This is a genomic window from Isoptericola sp. NPDC056618, assembly GCF_042792715.1.
Taxonomy (GTDB): domain Bacteria; phylum Actinomycetota; class Actinomycetes; order Actinomycetales; family Cellulomonadaceae; genus Isoptericola; species Isoptericola nanjingensis.
Window position 1 is genome coordinate 133,796 of the sequence record NZ_JBHTVZ010000002.1, and the last position, 21,920, is coordinate 155,715.

Here is a 21,920-nt window from a genome sequence, read left to right on the forward strand (position 1 = left end):
GTGAGCGCCGGCACCGGGAGGGGCCGCACGACGCTCGCAGCCTTCGACGCGGCCCTCGTGGCCGCCGGCGTGGGCGACTTCAACCTGGTCCGGCTGAGCTCGGTGGTGCCACCGGGCAGCACGGTCCTCGAGGTGGAAGGGCGAGACCAGCTCCGGGGCGAGCACGGCGACGCGTTGTACTGCGTGTACGCGGCGGGGCACGCCTCCCTGCCCGGCCACGAGGCCTGGGCCGGTGTCGCGTGGTCACGGCGCGACGACGGCAGCGGCGCAGGGCTCTTCGTGGAGCACGACGGCCCGTCGCACGAGCAGGTGGAGACCGATCTCGTGCACAGTCTGGACGACCTGTCCGCGACGCGCGGGGGCATGTACCACCAGGAGGGACGCCGCATCATCGGGATGGCCTGCGAGACCCTTCCCGTGTGCGCCGTGGTGGTGGCGACGTTCCGTCGCGCCGGATGGGAGGAGCTGGGCCGTGCGCGCTGACGTGACGTTCGAGGCGACGGTGACCGGGGAGGCGGCCGAGCGGTTCTGGGCGCTCTACCTCGAGGCGTTCGAGCCGCTGCGGACGCGCGCCGCGGCCCGCCACGTGCTGCACCGTGAGGAGTTCGACGAGGAGATGAGCGACTCGCGCGTGCTCAAGCTCCTCGCCCACGATGCGCAGGGGAAGGAGGTCGGGCTCACGACGCTGGCGACCGACCTCGCCGCTGTGCCCTGGGTGAGCCCGGAGTTCTTCGCCGAGCGCTACCCCGAGCACGCCGCGCGTGGCGCGATCTGGTACATCGGCTTCACCCTCGCCCATCCGGGCCGACGGTCGACGCGGACGTTCATGGACATGATCGACGCCCTCGTCGCGCGCCTCGCCGAGCACCGGGTGGTCTGCGCGTACGACGTCTCCCGGTTCAACGACGACTCGCTGCGGTTCGCCGAGAACCTGCGCCGCCGCCTGGAGCGCACGCAGGACGTCACGGTGGAGACGGTGGACCGGCAGACCTACTACGCGACGACGTTCCACTGACGGCGCACGCTGCCGCCCACGCGCGTCAGGCCCGCTCGGGGTCCCGGTGCGCGACGTCGAGCGCCCGCGCCCAGGCGGCGACGTCGTCGGGCAGGTCGGGGCTCTGCGCCGGCGCCTCCGGGCCCATGAGCGCGACGACGTCCGGCGCGGGGATCCGGGCGTTCCCCGGGCCGAGAAACCGTCCGGCCACGTAGCCGCGGCCGTAGAGCTGCCCGCGGCAGGTGAAGACCTGCTCGATGTAGATCACCCGCTCGTCCCAGCCGAGCACGCGCGTGGCGATCTCGAAGCGGTCTCCGAGCTTGAGCGAGCGCTTGTAGGTCATGGTCGACGCCGCGACCACCGGGTACCACTTGCGGTCGCCGATCTTGGCGAAGCCGTCGAGGTCGGCGATGAAGTTCGACCGTGCCACGTCCATCATCTGCAGGTACGAGCCGTTGTTGACGTGCAGGTACAGGTCGAGGTCGCCGGGGCGCACGCGCATCCGCGTCACGGACGGGTCGAGCAGGCCCTGGCCGGGCACCGGCTTGCGGGGACGCAGGGACGCCCAGGTGAGCTGGATCATTCGAGTCACCCGCGCAGGGTATATCGGCGACCGGCGGTACCAGATACTTGCGCCCGGCCGGGCGGGCGGACGTGCTGCAGGTCAGACCGGGGGAGCGGGGTCGTACTGGATCCCCCGGCGCACCGCGCGCGCCACCTCGGGCGACTCGAGCCGCGCCACCAGGTGCAGGGCCATGTCGATCCCGGCCGAGACGCCGGCCGCCGTCACGACGTCCCCGTCGTCGACGAACCGCGCCTCGGTGTCCACGACGACGCTCGGGTCGATCTCGGCCAACTCGTCGTAGTGGTCGCGGTGCGTCGTCGCCGGCCGGCCGGCCAGCAGCCCCGCCGCCGCGAGCACCAGGGCGCCCGTGCAGACGCTCGCGAGGACCGGCGTCTGCACGCGCACCTGGCGCAGCCACTCCAGGTGGGTCGGGTCGGCGATCATGGCGCGGGTGCCCCAGCCCCCCGGGTAGACCAGCACGTGCAGCGGGCCGACGTCGTCCGCGGAGTGCGCGGGCACGAGTCGCAGGCCCTTGGCCAGGCGGACGCCGTCGCCGTCGCGCGAGAAGGTGCTCACGTGCGGCTTCGGCCCCGACTCGCTGCTCGAGTGCTGCTCCCAGGCCGCGAGGACCTCGAACGGCCCGACGACGTCGAGCTCCTCCGCGTCGTCGAACACGAGGATGCCGATGTGGAGCCCGCCGTCGGTGCTCATGCCTTCTCCTGCGTCGTCAGGGCCGTCACGGCCCCACGGTCATGTCAGATCCCGGGCAGCGCCAGCATCTGGTCGAGCGCCACGCGGGCCCAGTGGGCGTCGTCGGCGTCGACCACGATCCGGTTGACCACGCGTCCCTCGACCAGCGACTCCATCGCCCACACCAGGTGCGGCAGGTCGATGCGGTTCATGGTCGAGCAGAAGCACACGGTCGAGTCCAGGTAGTGCACCTGCTTGTCAGGGTGCGCCTTGGCGAGCCGGCGCACCAGGTTGAGCTCGGTGCCGATCGCCCAGGAGCTGCCGGGCTCGGCGGCGTCGAGGGCCTTGATGATGAACTCGGTGGACCCCACCTGGTCCGCCGCGGTGATCACCTCGTGCTTGCACTCCGGGTGGGCCATCACCGTCACCCCCGGCACCTTCGCCCGGACGTCCTCGACGTTGCGCGCGGAGAACCGCCCGTGCACCGAGCAGTGCCCCCGCCACAGGATCATGCGCGCGTCGCGCAGCTGCTGCTCGGTGAGGCCGCCCAGCGGCTTGCGCGGGTCGTAGACCACGCAGTCGTCCAGGCTCAGGCCGAGCTGGAGGACGGCGGTGTTGCGGCCCAGGTGCTGGTCCGGCAGGAACAGCACCTTGCCGGTGCCCTCCACGCCGCCCACCCGGTCGAACGCCCAGCGCAGCGCGACCTGCGCGTTGGACGACGTGCACACGGTGCCGCCGTGGCGGCCGGTGAAGGCCTTGATCGCGGCGGACGAGTTCATGTAGGTGACGGGCACGGTGTCGTCGGCGATCCCGACGTCCTGCAGCACCGCCCACGCCTCCTCGACCTGGCCGATCTCGGCCATGTCCGCCATGGAGCAGCCCGCGGCGAGGTCGGGCAGCACGACCTGCTGGGCGTCCGACGTGAGGATGTCGGCGCTCTCGGCCATGAAGTGGACGCCGCAGAACAGGACGAACTCCGCCTCGGGGCGGGCGGCGGCCTCGCGCGCGAGCTTGAAGGAGTCCCCGGTGACATCGGCGAAGTCGATGACCTCGTCGCGCTGGTAGTGGTGCCCGAGCACGAACGCGCGCTCGCCCAGGGCGGCCCGCGCGGCGCGGGCCCGCTCCACCAGGTCCGGGTCCGACGGCGACGGCAGCGCCCCGGTGCACTCGACGCCCCGCTCGGAGGCGAGGTCGCGGCCCTGGCCGAGCAGCAGCAGCGCGGAGGGTGCGGGCTCGGCGAAACCGGTCGTGGTGCCGGTCGTGGTGCCCGCGGTGTCGTTCAGCAGGGTGGTCACGCGCTCATATTTCCACAGCGCCCGTGCGCGGCGCGCCGTGCGTCCGGTTGCACAGCGCCCGTGCGCGGCGTGCCGTGCGTCCGGTTGCACAGCGCCCGTGCGCGGCGTGCCGTGCGTCCGCGTCTCCACAGGTGCCGCGTTCGGGACGCCGAGCGTCCGTGACGCCGCCGGGTGTGCCACGATCGCGGCATGCAGGTGCTGCTCTGCGTCGGCGAGGACGCCGGCCCTCTGGCCCCCGCGCTCGCGACGGCGTGGCGGGAGGCCGCGCCGTCGTGCGACGTGACCGCCGTCGTCCTGCCCGGCACCCCGTCCGACACCGTGCCGCCCGGGGAGGCCCGACCGGCGCTCGCGGGCGTGTTCGTCCCCCTGGGCGCCCTCGGGCTGTCGAGCGTCGCGGGGCCGGAGGAGGGGCCGCTCGCCGGCCCGGCCGCCGAGGCCGACCTCGTCGTCGTGCACGTCCCCGTGCTGGACGGCACGACCCTGCGCGAGGGGCGCGTCCCGGCCGCCGTGGCGGCCGCCGCCCCGCACGCCGTCCCGGTCGTGGTGCTGGCCGGCCGCAGCGAGGTGTCGCGGCGCGAGTGGTCCGGGGCCGGGGTGAGCGGCGTGCACGAGACGGGGCCCGACGCCGCGACGGCGACCGCGCGCGTGGCGCGGACCTGGGCGCCGTCCTGGGCCTGACCGCCACGACCTCGACGGCTGCCGCGCCGCGCCTGTGACCCGCGTCATCGCGCCCGCGGAATTCGCGCGTAGGATCGGGAACAGCCGTACCGGTCCGCCTGTTGGAGGAAGCATGACCGACACCACCGAGATCGCCACGCACGCCGTGGACCTGTCCGACGTCGCCGCCGACAAGGTTCGCAGCCTGCTCGAGCAGGAGGGCCGCGACGACCTCCGTCTGCGGGTGGCCGTCCAGCCCGGCGGCTGTTCCGGCCTCATCTACCAGCTCTACTTCGACGAGCGCCTCCTCGACGGCGACGCGCTGCGCGACTTCGACGGCGTCGAGGTCGTCGTGGACCGCATGAGCGTGCCCTACCTCGAGGGCGCGAAGATCGACTTCGCGGACACCATCGAGAAGCAGGGCTTCACGATCGACAACCCGAACGCCGGCAGCTCCTGCGCCTGCGGCGGCTCCTTCAGCTGAACCGCTGAGCGAGCTCGACGGCCCGGCCGCCCCCACGGGGTGGCCGGGCCGTCGTCGTCGCGGGCCCGCCGTCGTCGCGGCTCAGGAGGTGGCGCCCAGCCGCACGGTGAGCGACCACGTCCTCGGAGCGGGTCCGTCGTCGCCGGGCTCCTCCGCCTCGTCCGTCGCGGGGGTCTCGGTCTCGCCGACCGCCGCATGGCCCCGCATCCGGGCCCAGGCGGGCACGTCGTGGCGGGCCGCCGGGTCGGTCGACAGCACGGTCACGAGCGTCCCGGCGGGCAGGTCGCGGGACGCCGCGGCCAGCCGGATCACCGGCAGCGGGCAGCGCAGGCCGCGTGCGTCGACGACCACGCCGTCCACCCCGGGGCCGGCCCCGGAGCCCTCCGCGCTCACAGCCCGTCCACCCCGAGCACGTCGCGCACCCGCCGCACGGCGCCCGGGAGGACGGCCAGGAAGCGGTCGACGTCGTCCTCGGTGGTCGACCGGTCGAGGGCGATCCGCACGTTGCCGTGCGTGAGCACCCCCATCGCCGCGAGCACGTGCGACGGCTCCAGGGTGCTCGCGGTGCAGGCGGAGCCGGAGCCGACGGCGAAGCCCGCCCGGTCCAGCTCCGTCACGAGCGCCTCGCCGTCGACGTACAGGCACGAGAAGGTGACGATGTGGGGGAGCCGGTCGTCCGGGTCGCCCACCACCTCGACGTCGGGGACGGCGGACGCCGCCGCCCGCACTCGCTGCGTGAGGAGCCGGCGCCGCTCGTCCTGCGCGGCGCGGTCGGCCACCGTCGCCTGCAGGGCCACGGCGGCGGCGAACGCGGCGGGCACGCTCACCCCGCCGGGCGCCCAGGGGTCGGCGTCCTCCGGCGCGGGCGGGACGGCCCGCACGCGCTGACGCACGGCGAGCACACCCACCCCGGCGGGCCCGCCCCAGTCGGCCGGGTGGGCGGCGAGGAGGTCCCAGGCCTCGGGCACGACGTCGTGGCCCAGCGAGGCGCCCGCGTCCACGAGGAGCGGCACCCCTGCGGCCCGGGTGGCCTCGTGCACGGTGCTCAGCGGCTGCCGCGTGCCCACCTCGCCGTTGGCGTGCTGGAGCGCCGCGATCGCGACGCCGGGGCGCGCGACGCGGTCCGCGAAGGCGTCCGGGTCGACGCGACCGTGGGGGTCGACGCCGACCACCACGCGCTCGCCCTCCTGGGCCTGTGCGGCGACGGCCGCCCCGTGCAGCACCGCCGCGCGCTCGGTACCGCCCACGACGACGTCACCGCCCGCGCGGCGGCGGGCCTGCGCGGTGCCCACCAGGGCGTCGCGGAGCGCGGACGCGTGGCCGGCCGTGAAGCGCACCTCCTCCGTGCGCGCCCCCAGGACGGCGGCGACCGCCTCCCGCGCGCCGTCGAGGAGGCGCGCCGCCCGGCGTCCCTCCGTGTGCAGGCGGTGCGGGTCGGCCCAGCCGTCGTCGAGCGCCTGCAGGAGGGCCTGCCGCGCGAGCGGGTGCAGCGGGGCGCCGCCGCCGTTGTCCAGGTGCACCCGCGGGGCGGACGCCGTGGGCGGCGCCGCGGGGGAGTGGTTCCCGGTCGGCTCGGTGGTGTCGGTCACAGGCGTGCTCCGTGGGGGCTGACGTGCGTCCCGACGCCGTGTCCGGGCGCGTCGGGCGGGCGCGGGATGCACGCCCGGGGCACGATCGTGCCATCTTCGGGGCGTCGGGGTCCGGTCGGTCGGGGTCCGGCACGGTCCGGAGGATCTGACATTCCCGAGGATCGATCTGACACTCTCCGGGGGTCTGTGTGCAAGAAGGAGTTGTGGACGTCCCGTGCGGAAAGAGTCACGCCCCGAGGGGGCTTTCGCGGCGTCGAACCTGCTCCGGGCGCGCTAGGCTGCACTTCATCGAGGACGAAGGTCCTGTCCGCGTGCCTGTTGCCCAGAGGGGCCGTGGCGGTCGGGCAGGACGTGACGTGAAAGGCCTCCCTTGCACTCGAAGAGCCCCACCCGCACCCGGCGGGTCATCCTGCGCGCGACGGCTATCGCCGGCGCCGTCGCCGTGTTGGCCTCCGGTTGTGCCAGCGACTCCGTCAAGCGCGGATACCTGCCCGGCTACAGCGACGGGGAGGTGACCAACCAGACCGAGCGAATCACCAACCTCTGGGTCGGCTCCTGGATCGCGGCGCTGATCGTCGGTGTGATCACGTGGGGCCTGATGCTGTGGTGCGTCGCGGCGTACCGCAAGCGCCGGGACGACCACCAGCTCCCGATCCAGACGCGCTACCACATGCCGCTCGAGATCATGTACACGGCCGTGCCGACGATCATGATCCTGGTCCTGTTCTTCTACACGGACCGCGACATGTCGGCCGTGCAGGACACCAGCGCCGAGCCGGACGTGAACATCCAGGTCATCGGCAAGCAGTGGAGCTGGGACTTCAACTACCTGGACTCCGACGTCTACGAATCCGGGCAGCACCTGCTCGACGTCGGCGGCCAGACGATCGACGACGAGGTCGACGGTGCCCCGGGCACGTCGAAGGACGTCCCGACGCTGTACCTCCCGGTCGACCAGACGGTCGAGTTCACGCTGGACTCCCGCGACGTCATCCACTCGTTCTGGATCCCCGCCTTCCTGTACAAGCAGGACATGATCCCGGGCCGTACCAACACCTTCCAGGTCACCCCGACCCGTGAGGGCACGTACGCCGGCAAGTGCGCCGAGCTCTGCGGCGAGTTCCACTCCGGGATGCTCTTCAACGTCAAGGTCGTCTCGCAGGCGGAGTACGACGCCCACATGGCCGACCTCGAGGCCGCGGGGCAGACGGGCGAGCTCGGGCTCGACCTGAACCGCCAGCAGCACGACGCGAACTTCCCGCAGGAAGACACCCTCCCGGAGGTCGAGAACTGATGGCGGCCACGACTGCCCCCGCGCACGACGTCGAGGTCATCCCCGGTCTCGCGCCGAAGCGCCAGAACCTCGGTCGCACCGTGGTCAAGTGGATCACCTCCACCGACCACAAGACGATCGGCTACCTGTACCTCATCACGTCGTTCATCTGGTTCGCGGTGGGAGGCATCCTCGCCCTGCTGATCCGCGCCGAGCTGTTCATGCCCGGCCTGCAGGTGGTGCAGAGCAAGGAGCAGTACAACCAGCTCTTCACGATGCACGGCACGATCATGCTGCTGCTGTTCGCGACGCCCCTGTTCGCGGGCTTCGCCAACGTGATCATGCCCCTGCAGATCGGCGCGCCCGACGTCGCGTTCCCGCGGCTCAACATGTTCGCGTACTGGCTGTTCCTCTTCGGCGGCCTCATCGCGGCGGCGGGCTTCTTCACCCCGCAGGGTGCCGCGTCGTTCGGCTGGTTCGCCTACGCACCGTTGTCGAACACGACGTTCAGTCCAGGACTAGGCGGAGACCTCTGGGTGTTCGGCCTCGCGCTGGCGGGCTTCGGCACCATCCTCGGTGCCGTCAACTTCATCACCACGATCATCACGATGCGTGCGCCGGGCATGACCATGTTCCGGATGCCCATCTTCACGTGGAACACGCTCGTCACGAGCCTCCTCGTGCTGATGGCCTTCCCGCCGCTGGCCTCCGCGCTCTTCGCGCTGGGCGCCGACCGCCGCCTCGGGGCGCAGGTCTTCAACCCCGAGAACGGCGGGGCGATCCTCTGGCAGCACCTGTTCTGGTTCTTCGGCCACCCCGAGGTGTACATCATCGCGCTGCCGTTCTTCGGCATCGTGTCGGAGATCTTCCCGGTCTTCAGCCGCAAGCCGATCTTCGGCTACAAGGGCCTGATCTACGCGACGATCGCGATCGCGGCGCTGTCCGTGACGGTGTGGGCCCACCACATGTACGTGACCGGCGCGGTGCTCCTGCCGTTCTTCGCCTTCATGACGATGCTGATCGCCATCCCGACCGGCGTGAAGTTCTTCAACTGGATCGGCACGATGTGGCGCGGGAAGCTCACGTTCGAGACACCGATGCTGTGGTCGATCGGCTTCCTCGTGACCTTCCTCTTCGGCGGGCTGACGGGCATCATCCTGTCCAGCCCCGCCCTGGACTTCCACCTGTCCGACTCGTACTTCGTGGTGGCGCACTTCCACTACGTGGTCTTCGGCACCGTGGTGTTCGCGATGTTCGCCGGCTTCTACTTCTGGTGGCCGAAGTTCACGGGCCGGATGCTCAACGAGCGGCTCGGCAAGGTCCACTTCTGGCTGCTGTTCGTCGGCTTCCACATGACGTTCCTCATCCAGCACTGGCTGGGCGTGGAGGGCATGGCCCGTCGGTACGCCGACTACATGCCCGAGGAGGGCTTCACCTGGGAGAACCAGGTGTCGACCATCGGCGCGTTCATCCTGGCGGCCTCCACGCTGCCGTTCCTCTGGAACGTCTACACGACCTGGCGCAACGCGCCGAAGGTCACCGTCGACGACCCGTGGGGCTACGGCCGCTCGCTCGAGTGGGCCACCAGCTGCCCGCCGCCGCGGCACAACTTCACCTCGCTGCCGCGCATCCGCTCGGAGTCGCCGGCCTTCGACCTGCACCACCCCGAGGTCGCGGCCATGGAGCAGGCGCCGGGTCACGGGCCGCTGGTCCAGGTCTACGGTGACCCGGACCGGCGCGGACACCAGCAGCTGGTCGAGGAGCGTCGCGACAACGCGCAGTCGTCCGCCGCCCAGTCGACCACCACGGTGATCGACGACGAGGAGGAGAACCGCAAGTGAAGATCGAGATCAAGCTCTTCCTGTTCCTCGCGCCGTTCTTCGTGCTCGTCGGAGTGATCTACGGCTTCGTCACGCACTTCCAGGAGCCGGTCGGCTACCTCGGCATCCCGCTGGTGGGTGCGCTCGTCGCGATGGTGGGCGCCTACCTCGCGCTCACCGCCCGTCGCATCGACCCCCGTCCGGAGGACGACGAGGAGGGCGAGATCGAGCAGGGCGCCGGCGACCAGGGCGTGTACTCGCCGTGGAGCTGGTGGCCGCTGGTGATCGCCGCCGCCGCCGCGATCGCGTTCCTCGGGCTTGCCGTGGGCTGGTGGGTGCTCTACATCGGCTTCATCCTCGGCGTCATCGGCCTCGTCGGCTGGGTGTTCGAGTTCAGCCGTGGGCAGCACGCCCACTGAGGCTTCTGCTCATCGGAGGGCCCCTCACGCGACTCGCGTGCGGGGCCCTTCGCCGTTCCTCGGGAGGGCGCCTGAGGGCCGAGGACGCGGGACACGGATCGACAACGATCCGAGACGATGCGGTCCGACCCGCTCACCGCGCGACGGTCCCGTGATGCAATAAAACCTCACGATTCCCTGAGAAGGAGCATCATGCGCGTCCCCCAGAAGACCGTGGCCCTGGCATCGGCGGGCCTGGTCGCCCTCGCCCTGAGCGCCTGCGGGAGCGAGGAGCCCGCGGCACCCGCCGCCGGCGAGCAGGCCGCCGAGGAGCCGGCGGCGAAGATCGCGACGGTCTCGACGATGACGGACCTGGCCGGGCAGATGCAGGCCGCGCAGGAAGAGGCGTCGAGCGCGCACATGGAGCTGACGTACTCGGGTGAGCTCGCCGAGTCGGCCGGGATGACCGAGAGCACCACGTCGGCCGACGTGGCCTACGGCCCGACGTTCGACGAGACGACCATGCAGATGTCCATGGCGGTCATGGGCATGGACATGGACATCGTGCTGCTCGACGGCACGATCTACCTGTCCATGGGGGAGATGACCCAGGGCAAGTACCTGTCGATGACCGCTGAGGACATGGCGGAGGACCCGGCCCTCGCAGGCACGATCGACTCGATGGAGTCCATGGACACCGCCTCGCAGGCAGAGGCGATGGCGGACGCCGTCACCTCGTTCGAGCACACCGGCACCGAGACTGTCGACGGGGTCGAGACCCAGGTCTACACGGCCACGGTCGACCCGTCCAAGGTGAAGGACGGCACGGCGGGCATCGACGCGTCGACCGCGGACCAGCTCGGCGAGATCTCCGCGGTCTACAAGGTGGACCCGCGGGGCCTGCCCGTGGAGGCCGACATCACGATGGAGGTCGAGGGCCAGGAGATGGTCGTCGAGTCCACGTTCAGCAAGTGGGGCGAGCCGGTCGACGTCACGGCGCCCGCCGAGGACGACGTGATCCCGTACTCGGAGTTCGGTCAGGGCTGACACGGCCGCCGGCAGCCTGAGAGAGCACAGAGGCCCCGCATGCAGCGCGTGCGGGGCCTCTGTGCGTGCTGGGAGGCCCGGAGCGGGCCGCACCGGTCAGGCGGGGACGATGAGCCCGGCGGTCTGGGTGCGGGCGCGCTGGAGGCGGGCGGCGACGTCCTGCCAGTTCGCGATGTTCCAGACGGCCTTGACGTAGTCGGCCTTGACGTTGAGGTAGTCGAGGTAGAAGGCGTGCTCCCACATGTCCAGCATGAACAGCGGGGTGATGCCGACGGGGACGTTGGCCTGCTGGTCGAAGAGCTGGAAGATGGCGAGGCGCTGGCCGATGGAGTCCCAGCCGAGCACGGCCCAGCCGGAGCCCTGGATGCCGGTGGCGACGGCGGCGAACTGGGCCTGGAACTTGTCGAAGGAGCCGAAGGCGTCCTTGACGGCCTCGGCGAGCTCGCCCTCGGGCTGGCCGCCGCCCTCGGGGGAGAGGTTGTTCCAGAAGACGGTGTGGTTGGTGTGGCCGCCGAGGTTGAACGCGAGGTTCTTCTCGTGCAGGTTCACCGCGGCGTTGTCGCCGGACTCGCGGGCCTCGGCGAGCTTCTCCAGGGCGGTGTTGGCGCCGGTGACGTAGGCCGCGTGGTGCTTGTCGTGGTGCAGCTCCATGATCTTGCCGCTGATGTGCGGCTCGAGGGCGCTGTAGTCGTAGGGCAGGTCAGGGAGCGTGTAGACAGCCATGCTGAGATACCTCCGGTTGCGTGCCGCACGTCGTACCGGCGTGCGTGGGGACGTCGTCGACGGCTGGTCCCCGGCCGTTCTCACGTGCCGGGGACGACGACGGCCCGCGCACCCCGCCCGACGGATCGGGGGAGGGGAGCGCGGGCCATGGGTCCAGCCTGCAGGAGACTCAGTGCTCCCGCTCGACGTTGCCAGACCCCGAGACCAGCTCGGGGGTGTCGTGGGCGGGCTCGAGCTCGTCGTGCTCGCCGTGAGCGTGCGCCGCGGCCAGCTCGGCCGGGGTCACGGGCTCGACCCGGTCCTCGTAGAAGAACTGCGACAGCTTCTGCCAACGCTTGTCCTTCTTGTAGCCCTTGCGCTTGACGCCACGGGCGTCGGTCGCGGGCTCGATCTCCAGGGGCCGGCGCGCCTCGTAGTTGACGCGCAGCCAGCGCTCCTGCTCGTCGAGCGGGCGGTGGACCTCGATGTACTCGCCGTTGGCGAACCGCACGATGCGGCCCGTCTCGTGCCCGTGCAGCACCAGCTCGCGGTCCTTGCGCTGCAGGCCCAGGCAGATCCGCTTCGTGACCCAGAAGGCGAAGACCGGTCCGACGAAGAACAGGACCCGGAAGACCCAGGTGATCGTGTTGATCGACAGGGCGAAGTGCGTCGCGATGAGGTCGTTCGACCCCGCCAGCGCGAGGATGACGAACGCCGTGAGGAACGCGACGCCGAGGCCCGTGCGGGTCGGGACGTTGCGCGGGCGGTCGAGCACGTGGTGCTCGCGGTGGTCGCCGGTCACCTTCGCCTCGAGGAACGGGTACACGAACAGGAACGTGAACAGCAGGCCCGGGATGATGACCGCCGGCACCAGGATGTTCAGCGACAGCGTGAAGTCACCCCACGTGACGATCTCGGCCTGGCCGGGCATCAGACGCAGCGATCCCTCGAGGAACAGCATGTACCAGTCCGGCTGGGCACCCGCGGACACCGGTGACGGGTCGTACGGGCCGTAGTTCCAGACGTTGTTGATCGCCATCGTGCCGCCCATGAGGGCCAGCACGCCGAAGATGATGAAGAAGTTGCCGCCCATCTTCGTGGCGAACGCCGGGACCGCGGGGTAGCCGACCACGTTCTTGTCGGTGCGGCCGCCGCCCGGGTACTGGGTGTGCTTGTTGAGCACCATGAGGAACAGGTGCACGCCGACCAGCGCCAGGATGAGCGCGGGCACGAGCAGGATGTGCACCGTGAACAGGCGCGGGATGATGTGCTCGCCCGGGAACTCGCCGCCGAAGACGAACCACGAGAGGTACGACCCGATGATCGGGATCGACTTGATGACGCCGTCGGTGATGCGCAGGCCGTTGCCGGAGAGCACGTCGTCCGGGAGCGAGTAGCCCGAGAACCCGGCGAGGAGGCTGCAGATCAGCAGCAGCGTGCCGACCAGCCAGTTGAGCTCGCGGGGCTTGCGGAAGGCGCCGGTGAAGAAGACGCGCATCATGTGCACCACGATGCCGGCGACGAAGATCAGCGCCGACCAGTGGTGGATCTGCCGCATGAGCAGACCGCCGCGCACCTCGAACGACATGTTGAGCGTCGAGGAGAAGGCGGTGGACATGAGCTGGCCGTCCATGGTCGCCGGCGCGCCGTGGTGCGTGACGAGCGCCATCGACGGGTCGAAGAACATCGCCAGGAACACGCCGGAGATGAGCAGCACGACGAACGAGAACAGCGCGATCTCGCCGAGCATGAAGGACCAGTGGTCCGGGAAGACCTTGCGGACGAGCTGCTTTGCGAGCACGCCGACCTTGGTCCGCTGGTCGAGGTAGTCGGCGGACTTGCCGATCACGGTGGTCGGCTCCGCCGCGGTGGGGGGAGTGGTCGTGGTGCTCACTTCAGGCGCTCCCAGTAGCTCGGGCCGACGGGCTCGTTGAAGTCGTCCTCAGCCACAAGATACCCCTCGTCGTCGACGGTGATGGGCAGCTGGGGCAGCGGGCGCTTGGCGGGTCCGAAGACCACCTTGGAGCCGTCGGAGATGTCGAACGTCGACTGGTGGCAGGGGCACAGCAGGTGGTGCGTCTGCTGCTCGTACAGGGCGACCGGGCACCCGACGTGGGTGCAGATCTTCGAGTACGCGACGATGCCGTCGTAGGAGGCGCCCTCGCGGTGGTCGCGCTTGTGGTCGCGCGGGTCCATGCGGACGAGGAGGACGACGGCCTTCGACTTCTCGGTGATCCACTCGTGCGACTCGCGCTCCTCGGCGGGCACGTCGGGGATGACGTGCGCGACGGAGCCGACCGTGAGGTCCGACGCCTTGATCGGGCGGCCGGACGGGTCGTAGGCGAGGCGCGTGCCCTTCTTCCAGATGGTGTGCCGGAAGGAGTTGACGTTCCACGTGCCGCCGACGCTCGAGACGAGCGGCACCGCGATGGTCAGCGGGAAGAGGGCGAGCGCGGAGACGACCGCGCCCTTGAGGACGGGCCGTCGCGCGATGCCGGAGTCCTCGAGCCCGTCCTTGAACTGCTGCTGGACGACCTCGCGGACGTCCTCCGAGCTGCTGCTCGAGTGGCGCTCCTCGACGTACTCCTTGCCGGACATCAGGGTCTTGGCCCAGTGGACGGCCGCGAAGCCGATACCGAACAGGGAGATGGCGATCGCGACACCGAGCAGCACCGTCGAGAGGCGCACGCCGGGCGTGGTGCCGTCGGGACGCACGGCGAAGTAGGCGACGATCGAGGCGATCGTGCCGAGGCACGAGATGGCGAAGAGGATCGCGATGATCCGCTCGTTGCGCTTGGCCGCCTTCGGGTCCGTGTCGGCGAGCCGCGGGTGGTGCGTGGGGACGCCCGGGTCCGCGAAGCGGTCGGTCCGGGCGACCGTGCCGTCGCCGTCGTGCCGGGCCACGTCGCGCGACGGGCCCTGGGGGTTCTGGTTCTCGCTCACGAGGACTTCGCTCCGATCCACACCGCGCCGCCGATGATCAGGCCGATGCCGATGATCCAGGCCCAGAGGCCCTCGCTGACCGGACCGAGCGAGCCCAGGGTGAGGCCGCCGGCCGAGCCCTGGTCCTGCTCGTCGAGGAACGCGATGATGTCGCGCTTCTCTTCGGGGGTGATGTTGGCGTCGTTGAACACCGGCATGGACTGCGGGCCGGTGAGCATGGCCTGGTACACGTTGCGGCCGGAGGTGTCCCACAGCGGCGGCGCGAACTTGCCCTCCGAGAGGGCGCCACCGGCGCCGACGGCGTTGTGGCACATCGCGCAGTTGGTGCGGAAGAGGGCCATGCCGTTGGCGGGGTCGCCCTTGCTCCCGTCCACCTGCTCGTCGGTGGGGATGGCCGGGCCGGCGCCGAGGGACGCGACGTACGCGGCGAGCGCGGCGGTCTGGGCCTCGTCCATCTGCCGGGGCTTGGCCTCGGCCTGGGGGCCGTTCATCTGCATCGGCATCCGGCCGGTGGAGACCTGGAAGTCGACCGCGGCCGCGCCGACGCCCACGAGCGAGGGTGCCTCGGTGGTGCCCTCCGCGTTCGGGCCGTGGCAGGTGGCGCAGTTGGCCTGGAAGAGCTTCTTCCCGGTCTCGATGTCCGCGGTGCTGGCGGTGTCGGCCTGGGCCGGGCTCGGGGCCAGGGCGGCGTAGACGCCGCCCGTGACCAGCAGCGCCAGCAGCAACAGCACGACCGGCGCGAACCGGTGGTGCCTGCGGGCGGCGAGTGCCTTCACGAAATGATCCTCGTCTCGCAGATCGAAGGTGCAGGGTCAGTGCCGACGGCGACGCCGGCCGGGGGGGTCATCGCAGGAGGTAGATGACGGCGAAGAGTGCGATCCACACCACGTCGACGAAGTGCCAGTAGTAGGACGTGACGATCGCGGTGGTGGCCTCGTGGTGGCCGAAGTTCTTGGCGGCGAAGGAGCGCCCCAGCAGGAACAGGAAGGCGATGAGGCCGCCCAGCACGTGGAGGCCGTGGAAGCCGGTGGTCAGGTAGAAGACCGAGCCGTACGGGCTGGAGGAGATGGTCAGGCCCTCGTGCACCAGCTCGGTGTACTCGAAGATCTGGCCGCCGATGAAGAACGCGCCCATGAGGTAGGTGAGGGTCATCCACTCGTGCATGCCCCACTTGGTCACCTGCAGCAGGGAGCCGGAGCGCACCGGCTTGAACCGCTCGGCGGCCCACACGCCCATCTGGCAGGTGACCGACGACAGCACCAGCACGGTGGTGTTGATCGTCGAGAAGGTGATGTTGAGCTTGTCCGCCTGAGCGGCCCACTCCGCCTCGGGCATCACCGACCGGACGGTGAAGTACATCGCGAAGAGGCCGGCGAAGAACATGAGCTCGCTCGCGAGCCAGACGATCGTCCCGACCGACACGGGGTTCGGACGGTTGACGCTCACGTGCTGGTGGGCATGGGGGGCAGCAGCCGTTGCGGTCGACACGTCAGCCATTATGGCCGACATACGGCCGGTTCGAGCCACTCGGGCGGGCCTGGCGGAATGTCGATGTGCACAGAATCTGCGGAAACTCGCCACTCTGCCACTACGAGGTGACGGATCCATGGAGAGTGCCAGTAAAAGACCACGTTCGGCACCTGCCCGAGGTGACGCGAGTGTGCCACGATGCCAGCAAACGTCGACGTCCGACGGCCGCGGTACCGCTGCCGGACGTCGTGCCCGTGCCCGGTGCCGTGCACGTCCGCGAAGGGGAGCCAGCAGGTGACGGATCAGACGGATCAGATGGACCCGACGACGACCAGCCCGACCAGCCCGACCGGAGCGATCGCCCCGACGGCCCGCACGGGCCCGGCGGCCCGCGGGCCGCGCATCCTGCTCTACAGCGACGACCGGACCGTCCGCGCCCACGTGCGGACCGCCGTCGGGCCGCGCCTGCGCGCGCACGCACCCGAGATCGCGTGGGCGGAGGTCGCGACGCCCGCGGCACTCATCGCGGCGGCCGACCGCGGCGGGTGGGACCTGCTCGTGCTGGACGGTGAGGCGGACAAGTCCGGTGGCATGGGACTGTGCCGCCAGCTGAAGAACGAGGTGTACCGCTGCCCGCCCGTCGTGGTCCTCACCGGCAGGCCCGACGACGGATGGCTAGCATCGTGGTCGCTCGCCGACGCCGTGGTGCCGAGGCCGCTCGACGCGATCGAGCTGCAGCGCACCGTGGCCGGCTTCCTGAACGCGGCCGCCTGACCCGCCGCGGGGCCGCCCACGCCCCGTCGGAGGTCGGGCGGCTCCGAACCGAAGGGACCACCGTGGCCTCCACCGACCCGGCCTCCGACCTCACCTGGCCCGGCATCCTCACCGAGCTGGTCGCCGGGCGCGACCTGACTGCCGCCGAGACGGCCTGGGCCATGGACGAGGTCATGTCGGGCGAAGTGCCCCCGACGCGCCTCGCCGGCTTCCTCGTCGGCCTCCGGGCGAAGGGCGAGACGGCCGCGGAGCTCACGGGGCTCGCCGACGCGATGCTCGCGCACGCCACCCGGATCGAGGTCCAGGGCCGGACGGTGGACATCGTCGGCACGGGCGGCGACCGGCACCACACGGTGAACGTGTCCACGATGGCGGCCGTCGTGATCGCCGGGGCCGGGCTGCGGGTGGTCAAGCACGGCAACCGCGCGGCGTCCTCGTCCTCCGGCTCGGCGGACGTGCTGGAGGCGCTCGGGATCCGTCTCGACCAGGCACCGGAGCGGGTCGCGGCCCTCGCCGAGGAGGTCGGCATCACCTTCTGCTTCGCCGGCCTGTTCCATCCGTCGATGCGGCACGCCGGCGTGGCCCGGCGCGACCTGGGCATCGCCACGGCGTTCAACTTCCTCGGCCCGCTGACCAACCCCGCGCAGCCCGGTGCGACGGCGGTCGGCTGCGCCGACGCCCGCATGGCGCCGCTGATGGCCGGTGTGTTCGCGAGCCGCGGGACCGACGCGCTGGTGTTCCGGGGCGACGACGGGCTCGACGAGCTCGCGGCCACCGGGGGCACGACGGTGTGGGAGGTGCGGGGCGGCGAGGTCGTCGAGCAGCGGCTCGACGCCGCGACGGACCTCGGCCTGCAGCGCATCGAGGTCGCCGACCTCCGGGGCGGCGACGCCGCCCACAACGCCGGCGTGGCGCGCCGCGTGCTCGACGGGACCGACCGCGGGGCGGTGCGCGAGACCGTGCTGCTCAACGCCGCCGCCGGCCTCGTCGCCGACGGGGGCCTGCCCGGCACCACCCGGGGCTCGCTGGTCGAGCGCCTGGCCGCTGGGATGGAGCTCGCCGCCCGCAGCGTCGACGAGGGCGGAGCCGCCCGCGTGCTCGACGGCTGGGTCGCGGCGACCCGGGACTGACGAGCGGTCAGTCGTCCAGGCCGAGGGCGAACGCCTGCTCGAGGTCGACGTTCGAGTAGGTGCGGAACGCGATGAGCGTCTCTGTGCGCACGACGCCGGGCACCTTGCTGATCCCGTCGGCGATGACGTCGGCGAGCTCCTCGTGCTCCCGCACGCGCACCATGGCGACCAGGTCGGCCTTGCCGGTGACGGAGTAGACCTCGCTGACTCCCTTGAGGTCGGTGACCTTGGTGGCGACCTCGGGGATCTGGTCGGCCTCGGTGTCGATGAGCACGATCGCGGTCAGCATGCCGTCATCGTAGCCACCGGCGGCGGGGCCGCGAGGCGCCCGGCGGTCTCGTCGTCCTCGCTCGGCGCGGCCCACAGACCCGCGACGGTCGTCGAGACCGCGCCGAGGTCGGCGTGCGCGGCGGCGGAGCGCACGGGGCACGTCCAGGGGTCGCTCACGTGCACCAGCCGGACTCCCGGCTCGTCCAGCCACGCCAGCACGAGGGCGGCCTCCTCGGGATGGCACGCGGGGGCGGGAGCCACGGACGGGGCGACGGCCTCCGCCGTCGCGCGCAGGGCGTCGACGACGGGCACCGGGTCCTCGTCGGGGCCGGTGACGGCGGTCGCGGCGAGCCGCGCGTGCTTCACCACGACGAGCTCCCAGCCGCCCGCGGGGGTGGGCCGCGCGGCGACGAGCTCGGCGCACCGGGCGACGGGGTCCAGGCGCTGGGCGCGCGCCGCGCCCTGGACGAACGCCCGGAGCCGGTGGGTCACGGTCCCGGCCTCCTCGAAGCGTTCCTGGGCAGCGAGCCGGCCCACCCGCGCGGCGAGGACGTCGACGACGGCCGAGGCGTCGGACGTGAGCGCCGTGCGTGCCGCGTCCGCGACGGCGTCGTACCCCTCGTCGGGCGTGCCCGTCGCCGTGCACGGCGCGGAGCAGCGTCCCATCCCCGCGAGGGCGCACGGGCTGCCGGCCGTCCGCGCGACCCGGGGGAGCCGCGCCGTGCACTGGCGCAGGGGCAGGGCGTCGTGGACCGCCTCGACGGCGGCCAGCGCGGCCTGCCGGGACGTGAACGGGCCGATGTGCGGGGTCCCGGCCCGCACCTCGCGCACCACCGACAACCGGGGGTAGGCCTCGTCCGTGAGACGCACCCAGGACTGGCGCTCCGGGTGCTTCGAGCGCCGGTTGTACCGCGGCGCGTGCTCGGCGATGAGGCGCAGCTCGCGCACCGACGCCTCGAGCGGCGTCGCGCAGACCACGGGCGTGACGGCGTGCGCGATCCGCACCATCTCGGTGATGCGCCCGCGCTTCTCGGCGGCCGTGAAGTAGGACCGCACCCGCTTGCGGAGGTTCGTGGACGTCCCGACGTACAGGACCTCGTCGCCGGGGCCGCGGAAGAGGTACACGCCCGGGGCCTCGGGCAGGCCGTCGGCGAGCGTGCGCTTGCGGCGCACGTCGGGCGGGACGGGGTCGGCGGCGCCGGCGAGGTCCTCCAGGTGCGTGATGCCGAGGGGCGCCAGCCGCTCCAGGAGCGCGTGCAGCACGTCGACGGTCGCCCGCGCGTCCGCCAGGGCGCGGTGCTCGGGCGTCACCCGTGCCCGGAAGAGCGCGGCCAGGGTGGACAGCTTGTGGTTCGGCGCCTCGTCGCGGGTGACGACGCGACGCGCGAGGGGGACGGTGTCCACCACCCGGAACCCCGGCCAGTCGTAGCCGAGCCGGTCGCAGGCGGCCCGCAGGTAGCCGACGTCGTACGGCGCGTTGTGCGCGACGAGCACGGCGTCGCGCGCGAACTCCAGGAAGCTCGGCAGGACGAGCTCGACCGGGGGAGCCGTGGCGACCATGGACGTCGTGATGCCCGTGAGCCGGGCGACGAAGGCCGGCACCGGGTGGCCCGGGTTGACGAGCGACTGCAGCTCGCCCAGCACCTCTCCGCCGCGCACCTTGACCGCACCGATCTCCGTGATGCCGCCGTCGGCGGCCCGCCCGCCGGTCGTCTCGAGGTCGACCACGACGAAGGTGACGTCCCGCAGGGAGGTCCCGAGGTCCTCGAACGAGGGCTGGAGCGCGGTCGTGCGCGTCGGGTGCGGGGTGGTGCTCGGCATGCCGGGACCGTAGCGGCGGCCTCCGACAGCCAGGGGGTGGGGACGGGCGAGCCCGCCGAGACGGTGGTCTCGGCGGGCTCGGGTCCGTGCGGGCGGGGCCGGGTCAGCTCGCGGACTTCTGCCGGGTGTCGACGTACAGCTCGTCGATCTCGGCGGCGAAGTCCTTGACGAAGACGTGGCGGCGCACGCTCTGCTTGGGCGTGAGGTAGCCGTTCTCGACCGTGAGGTCGCCCGGCAGCACGGCGAACTTGCGGATCGACTCGGCCTTCGAGACCGCCTGGTTGGCGCGGGTCACGGCGGCATCGAGCGCGGCCAGCACCTCCGGGTCGGTCGCCGCCTGCGCGGGCGTCATCTCGGGCTTGTCGTGCATCTTGAGCCAGCCGGGCAGGCCCTCGGCGTCGAGAGTGATCAGCGCGCCGATGAACGGCCGGTTGTCGCCGACGACGACGCACTGGCTCACCAGTGCGTGCGCGCGGATCCGGTCCTCGAGCATCGCCGGGGCGACGTTCTTGCCGCCGGCCGTCACGATGATCTCCTTCTTGCGGCCCGTGATCGTGAGGAAGCCGTCGTCGTCGAGCGTGCCGAGGTCACCGCTGCGGAACCAGCCGTCGTCGAACGCCTCGGCGGTCGCCTCCGGGTTGTTGTGGTACCCGCGGAACACCTGGATGCCGCGCAGCAGGACCTCGCCGTCCGGGGCGATCCTGACCCCGCAGCCGGGCAGCTGGGGCCCGACCGAACCGATCTTGATGGCGTCGGGGCGGTTCACGCTGGTCGGCGCGGTGGTCTCGGTGAGCCCGTAGCCCTCGAGGATGGTGACGCCGAGACCGCGGAAGAAGTGCCCGAGCCGCTCGCCGAGGGGGCCGCCCCCGGAGACGGCGTACTGGGCCTGCCCGCCGAGCACGGCGCGCAGCTTCGAGAACACGAGGGTGTCGGCGACCTTGTGCTGGAGGCGGAGCCACAGCGACGGGCCCGACGGCGTGTCGAGCGCGCGCGAGTAGGCGATGCCGGTCGCGGCCGCCCAGTGGAAGATCTTCAGCTTGCCCCCGGCGGCGGCCTTCTGCTCCGCGGCGTTGTAGACCTTCTCGAAGACCCGCGGCACCGCGAGGATGTAGGTGGGCCGGAAGGCCTCCAGGCCGGCGGTGACCGTCTTGAGGTCGGCCCAGTGGCCGAGCACGGTGCCGCTCGCGATCGCGAGGATCTCGATGTAGCGCGCGAAGACGTGCGCCAGGGGCAGGAAGAGCAGGGTGCGCCCGCCGTCCTTGAAGACCTCGGGCACGGCGGCGACGGCGTTCACGCCGAGCAGCGCGAGGTTGCCGTGGGTGATCTCGGCGCCCTTGGGGGTCCCGGTCGTGCCGGAGGTGTAGATGATCGTCGCGACGTCGGCGAGGTCGGCGATCCCGCGGCGGCGGGCGATCTCGTCGTCGGCGACGTCGGCGCCCGCGGCCGTCAGCTTGGCGATCGCGCCGTCCTCGATCTCGAGGACCTCGCGCAGGGCCGGCGCGCGGTCGGAGACCTCCGCGACGGTGGCGGCGAGGCCGGAGTCCTCGACGACGAGCAGCGTGATGCCGGAGTCGGTGAGGATCCACTCCACCTGCTCGGCGGAGGACGTCTCGTAGATCGGCACCGGGACCGCGCCCGCCGCCCAGGCGGCGAAGTCGAGCAGGGTCCACTCGTAGCGCGTGTGCGACATGATGCCGACGGGGTCGCCGGGCTGCACGCCCTGGGCGACCAGCCCCTTCGCGACGGCCACCACCTCGGCGTCGAACTGTGCGGCCGAGACCGGCTGCCAGCCGTCGCCGGAGGGACGCTCGGCGAGCGTGGCGCGCGGGTCGCTCGCCACGCGGGTGGCGAGGAGGTCGTTGAGGTTCGACGTGGCAGGCAGCTCGACCGCCTGCGGAATGGTGATCTCGTCCATGCTGACTCCATCGTCCATGCTCATGCATTGGCCAGGGGTGCGTTCCCCGGCCGCCACGATACCGGGTCTCACGAGTGGTCCAG

At 71.8% G+C, this 21,920-nt stretch carries 23 protein-coding genes; 10 read left to right on the forward strand and 13 right to left on the reverse strand.

From position 1 onward, the window contains the following. Positions 1-483 carry a pyruvoyl-dependent arginine decarboxylase gene (locus ACFQ8T_RS03665; RefSeq protein ID WP_430545209.1) on the forward strand — a complete coding sequence of 161 codons (483 nt, stop codon included), beginning with the start codon at positions 1-3 and terminating at the stop codon, positions 481-483. Then, a complete protein-coding gene (locus ACFQ8T_RS03670; protein WP_430545210.1) occupies positions 473-1,015 on the forward strand; it encodes a hypothetical protein in 543 nt (180 codons plus the stop codon). Before ACFQ8T_RS03665 ends, ACFQ8T_RS03670 begins: the two co-directional genes overlap by 11 nt. A 25-nt stretch (positions 1,016-1,040) precedes the next feature. On the opposite strand, the gene ACFQ8T_RS03675 is transcribed toward ACFQ8T_RS03670, so the two are convergent. The 3 genes from ACFQ8T_RS03675 to nadA all read right to left on the reverse strand — a co-directional run bounded on the left by ACFQ8T_RS03675 (position 1,041) and on the right by nadA (position 3,544). Next, positions 1,041-1,577: an acyl-CoA thioesterase gene (locus tag ACFQ8T_RS03675; protein ID WP_430545603.1), complete on the reverse strand. Its 537-nt coding sequence runs from the start codon at positions 1,575-1,577 to the stop codon at positions 1,041-1,043. An 81-nt stretch (positions 1,578-1,658) separates the two neighbouring features. Further along, positions 1,659-2,270, reverse strand: a complete 612-nt coding sequence (locus ACFQ8T_RS03680) for a DJ-1/PfpI family protein (protein WP_430545211.1) — start codon at positions 2,268-2,270, stop codon at positions 1,659-1,661. A gap of 44 nt (positions 2,271-2,314) precedes the next feature. After that, on the reverse strand, positions 2,315-3,544 hold the full coding sequence (gene nadA, locus ACFQ8T_RS03685) for a quinolinate synthase NadA (RefSeq protein WP_430545212.1): 1,230 nt from the start codon (positions 3,542-3,544) through the stop codon (positions 2,315-2,317). A 189-nt stretch (positions 3,545-3,733) separates the two neighbouring features. Between nadA and ACFQ8T_RS03690 the strand changes: the two genes are divergently transcribed. Further along, complete coding sequence (locus tag ACFQ8T_RS03690; RefSeq protein WP_430545213.1) at positions 3,734-4,222, forward strand: glycerate kinase; 489 nt, start codon at positions 3,734-3,736, stop codon at positions 4,220-4,222. 112 nt (positions 4,223-4,334) lie between these two features. Beyond that, positions 4,335-4,685 (forward strand): iron-sulfur cluster insertion protein ErpA, encoded by a 351-nt coding sequence (erpA, locus tag ACFQ8T_RS03695; RefSeq protein ID WP_429764277.1) that lies wholly within the window; start codon positions 4,335-4,337, stop codon positions 4,683-4,685. A gap of 81 nt (positions 4,686-4,766) precedes the next feature. Here erpA and ACFQ8T_RS03700 read toward each other — a convergent pair whose 3' ends face one another. After that, positions 4,767-5,078 carry a sulfurtransferase TusA family protein gene (locus tag ACFQ8T_RS03700; RefSeq protein ID WP_430545214.1) on the reverse strand — a complete coding sequence of 104 codons (312 nt, stop codon included), beginning with the start codon at positions 5,076-5,078 and terminating at the stop codon, positions 4,767-4,769. Beyond that, the gene (locus tag ACFQ8T_RS03705; protein ID WP_430545215.1) at positions 5,075-6,274 is read right to left on the reverse strand and encodes a cysteine desulfurase family protein; all 1,200 of its coding nucleotides are present in this window, start codon (positions 6,272-6,274) and stop codon (positions 5,075-5,077) included. Before ACFQ8T_RS03705 ends, ACFQ8T_RS03700 begins: the two co-directional genes overlap by 4 nt. 370 nt (positions 6,275-6,644) lie before the next feature. Here ACFQ8T_RS03705 and coxB point away from each other — a divergent pair, with 370 nt between their 5' ends. The 4 genes from coxB to ACFQ8T_RS03725 all read left to right on the forward strand — a co-directional run bounded on the left by coxB (position 6,645) and on the right by ACFQ8T_RS03725 (position 10,812). Next, positions 6,645-7,568 carry a cytochrome c oxidase subunit II gene (gene coxB, locus ACFQ8T_RS03710; RefSeq protein ID WP_430545216.1) on the forward strand — a complete coding sequence of 308 codons (924 nt, stop codon included), beginning with the start codon at positions 6,645-6,647 and terminating at the stop codon, positions 7,566-7,568. Further along, positions 7,568-9,388, forward strand: a complete 1,821-nt coding sequence (ctaD, locus tag ACFQ8T_RS03715; protein WP_430545217.1) for a cytochrome c oxidase subunit I — start codon at positions 7,568-7,570, stop codon at positions 9,386-9,388. Before coxB ends, ctaD begins: the two co-directional genes overlap by 1 nt. Beyond that, the gene (locus tag ACFQ8T_RS03720; RefSeq protein WP_429764282.1) at positions 9,385-9,786 is read left to right on the forward strand and encodes a cytochrome c oxidase subunit 4; all 402 of its coding nucleotides are present in this window, start codon (positions 9,385-9,387) and stop codon (positions 9,784-9,786) included. The genes ctaD and ACFQ8T_RS03720 overlap by 4 nt, the downstream gene beginning before the upstream one ends. A 192-nt stretch (positions 9,787-9,978) precedes the next feature. Further along, positions 9,979-10,812, forward strand: a complete 834-nt coding sequence (locus ACFQ8T_RS03725) for an LppX_LprAFG lipoprotein (protein ID WP_430545218.1) — start codon at positions 9,979-9,981, stop codon at positions 10,810-10,812. Between the two features lie 96 nt (positions 10,813-10,908). On the opposite strand, the gene ACFQ8T_RS03730 is transcribed toward ACFQ8T_RS03725, so the two are convergent. The 5 genes from ACFQ8T_RS03730 to ACFQ8T_RS03750 all read right to left on the reverse strand — a co-directional run bounded on the left by ACFQ8T_RS03730 (position 10,909) and on the right by ACFQ8T_RS03750 (position 15,954). Beyond that, a complete protein-coding gene (locus ACFQ8T_RS03730; protein ID WP_430545219.1) occupies positions 10,909-11,535 on the reverse strand; it encodes a superoxide dismutase in 627 nt (208 codons plus the stop codon). Positions 11,536-11,704: 169 nt separating this feature from the next. Continuing rightward, positions 11,705-13,408 carry a cytochrome bc complex cytochrome b subunit gene (locus ACFQ8T_RS03735; RefSeq protein WP_430545220.1) on the reverse strand — a complete coding sequence of 568 codons (1,704 nt, stop codon included), beginning with the start codon at positions 13,406-13,408 and terminating at the stop codon, positions 11,705-11,707. Beyond that, positions 13,405-14,457: a Rieske 2Fe-2S domain-containing protein gene (locus ACFQ8T_RS03740; protein ID WP_430545221.1), complete on the reverse strand. Its 1,053-nt coding sequence runs from the start codon at positions 14,455-14,457 to the stop codon at positions 13,405-13,407. The genes ACFQ8T_RS03735 and ACFQ8T_RS03740 overlap by 4 nt, the downstream gene beginning before the upstream one ends. Further along, positions 14,454-15,233: a c-type cytochrome gene (locus ACFQ8T_RS03745; RefSeq protein WP_430545222.1), complete on the reverse strand. Its 780-nt coding sequence runs from the start codon at positions 15,231-15,233 to the stop codon at positions 14,454-14,456. The genes ACFQ8T_RS03740 and ACFQ8T_RS03745 overlap by 4 nt, the downstream gene beginning before the upstream one ends. A 67-nt stretch (positions 15,234-15,300) precedes the next feature. Beyond that, a complete protein-coding gene (locus ACFQ8T_RS03750) occupies positions 15,301-15,954 on the reverse strand; it encodes a heme-copper oxidase subunit III (RefSeq protein ID WP_430545223.1) in 654 nt (217 codons plus the stop codon). Between the two features lie 267 nt (positions 15,955-16,221). On the opposite strand from ACFQ8T_RS03750, the gene ACFQ8T_RS03755 reads away from it, so the two are divergent. Beyond that, positions 16,222-16,701 (forward strand): hypothetical protein, encoded by a 480-nt coding sequence (locus tag ACFQ8T_RS03755; RefSeq protein WP_430545224.1) that lies wholly within the window; start codon positions 16,222-16,224, stop codon positions 16,699-16,701. Positions 16,702-16,763: 62 nt separating this feature from the next. Further along, on the forward strand, positions 16,764-17,831 hold the full coding sequence (gene trpD / locus ACFQ8T_RS03760) for an anthranilate phosphoribosyltransferase (RefSeq protein ID WP_430545225.1): 1,068 nt from the start codon (positions 16,764-16,766) through the stop codon (positions 17,829-17,831). Positions 17,832-17,838: 7 nt separating this feature from the next. Here trpD and ACFQ8T_RS03765 read toward each other — a convergent pair whose 3' ends face one another. From ACFQ8T_RS03765 to ACFQ8T_RS03775, 3 genes are all read right to left on the reverse strand, one after another. Next, positions 17,839-18,120 (reverse strand): Lrp/AsnC family transcriptional regulator, encoded by a 282-nt coding sequence (locus ACFQ8T_RS03765; protein WP_430545226.1) that lies wholly within the window; start codon positions 18,118-18,120, stop codon positions 17,839-17,841. Continuing rightward, positions 18,114-19,922, reverse strand: coding sequence for a DEDD exonuclease domain-containing protein (locus tag ACFQ8T_RS03770; protein ID WP_430545227.1), 1,809 nt, complete (start codon positions 19,920-19,922; stop codon positions 18,114-18,116). Before ACFQ8T_RS03770 ends, ACFQ8T_RS03765 begins: the two co-directional genes overlap by 7 nt. Before the next feature lie 103 nt (positions 19,923-20,025). After that, a complete protein-coding gene (locus ACFQ8T_RS03775) occupies positions 20,026-21,837 on the reverse strand; it encodes an AMP-dependent synthetase/ligase (RefSeq protein WP_430545228.1) in 1,812 nt (603 codons plus the stop codon). Positions 21,838-21,920: the final 83 nt, after the last annotated feature.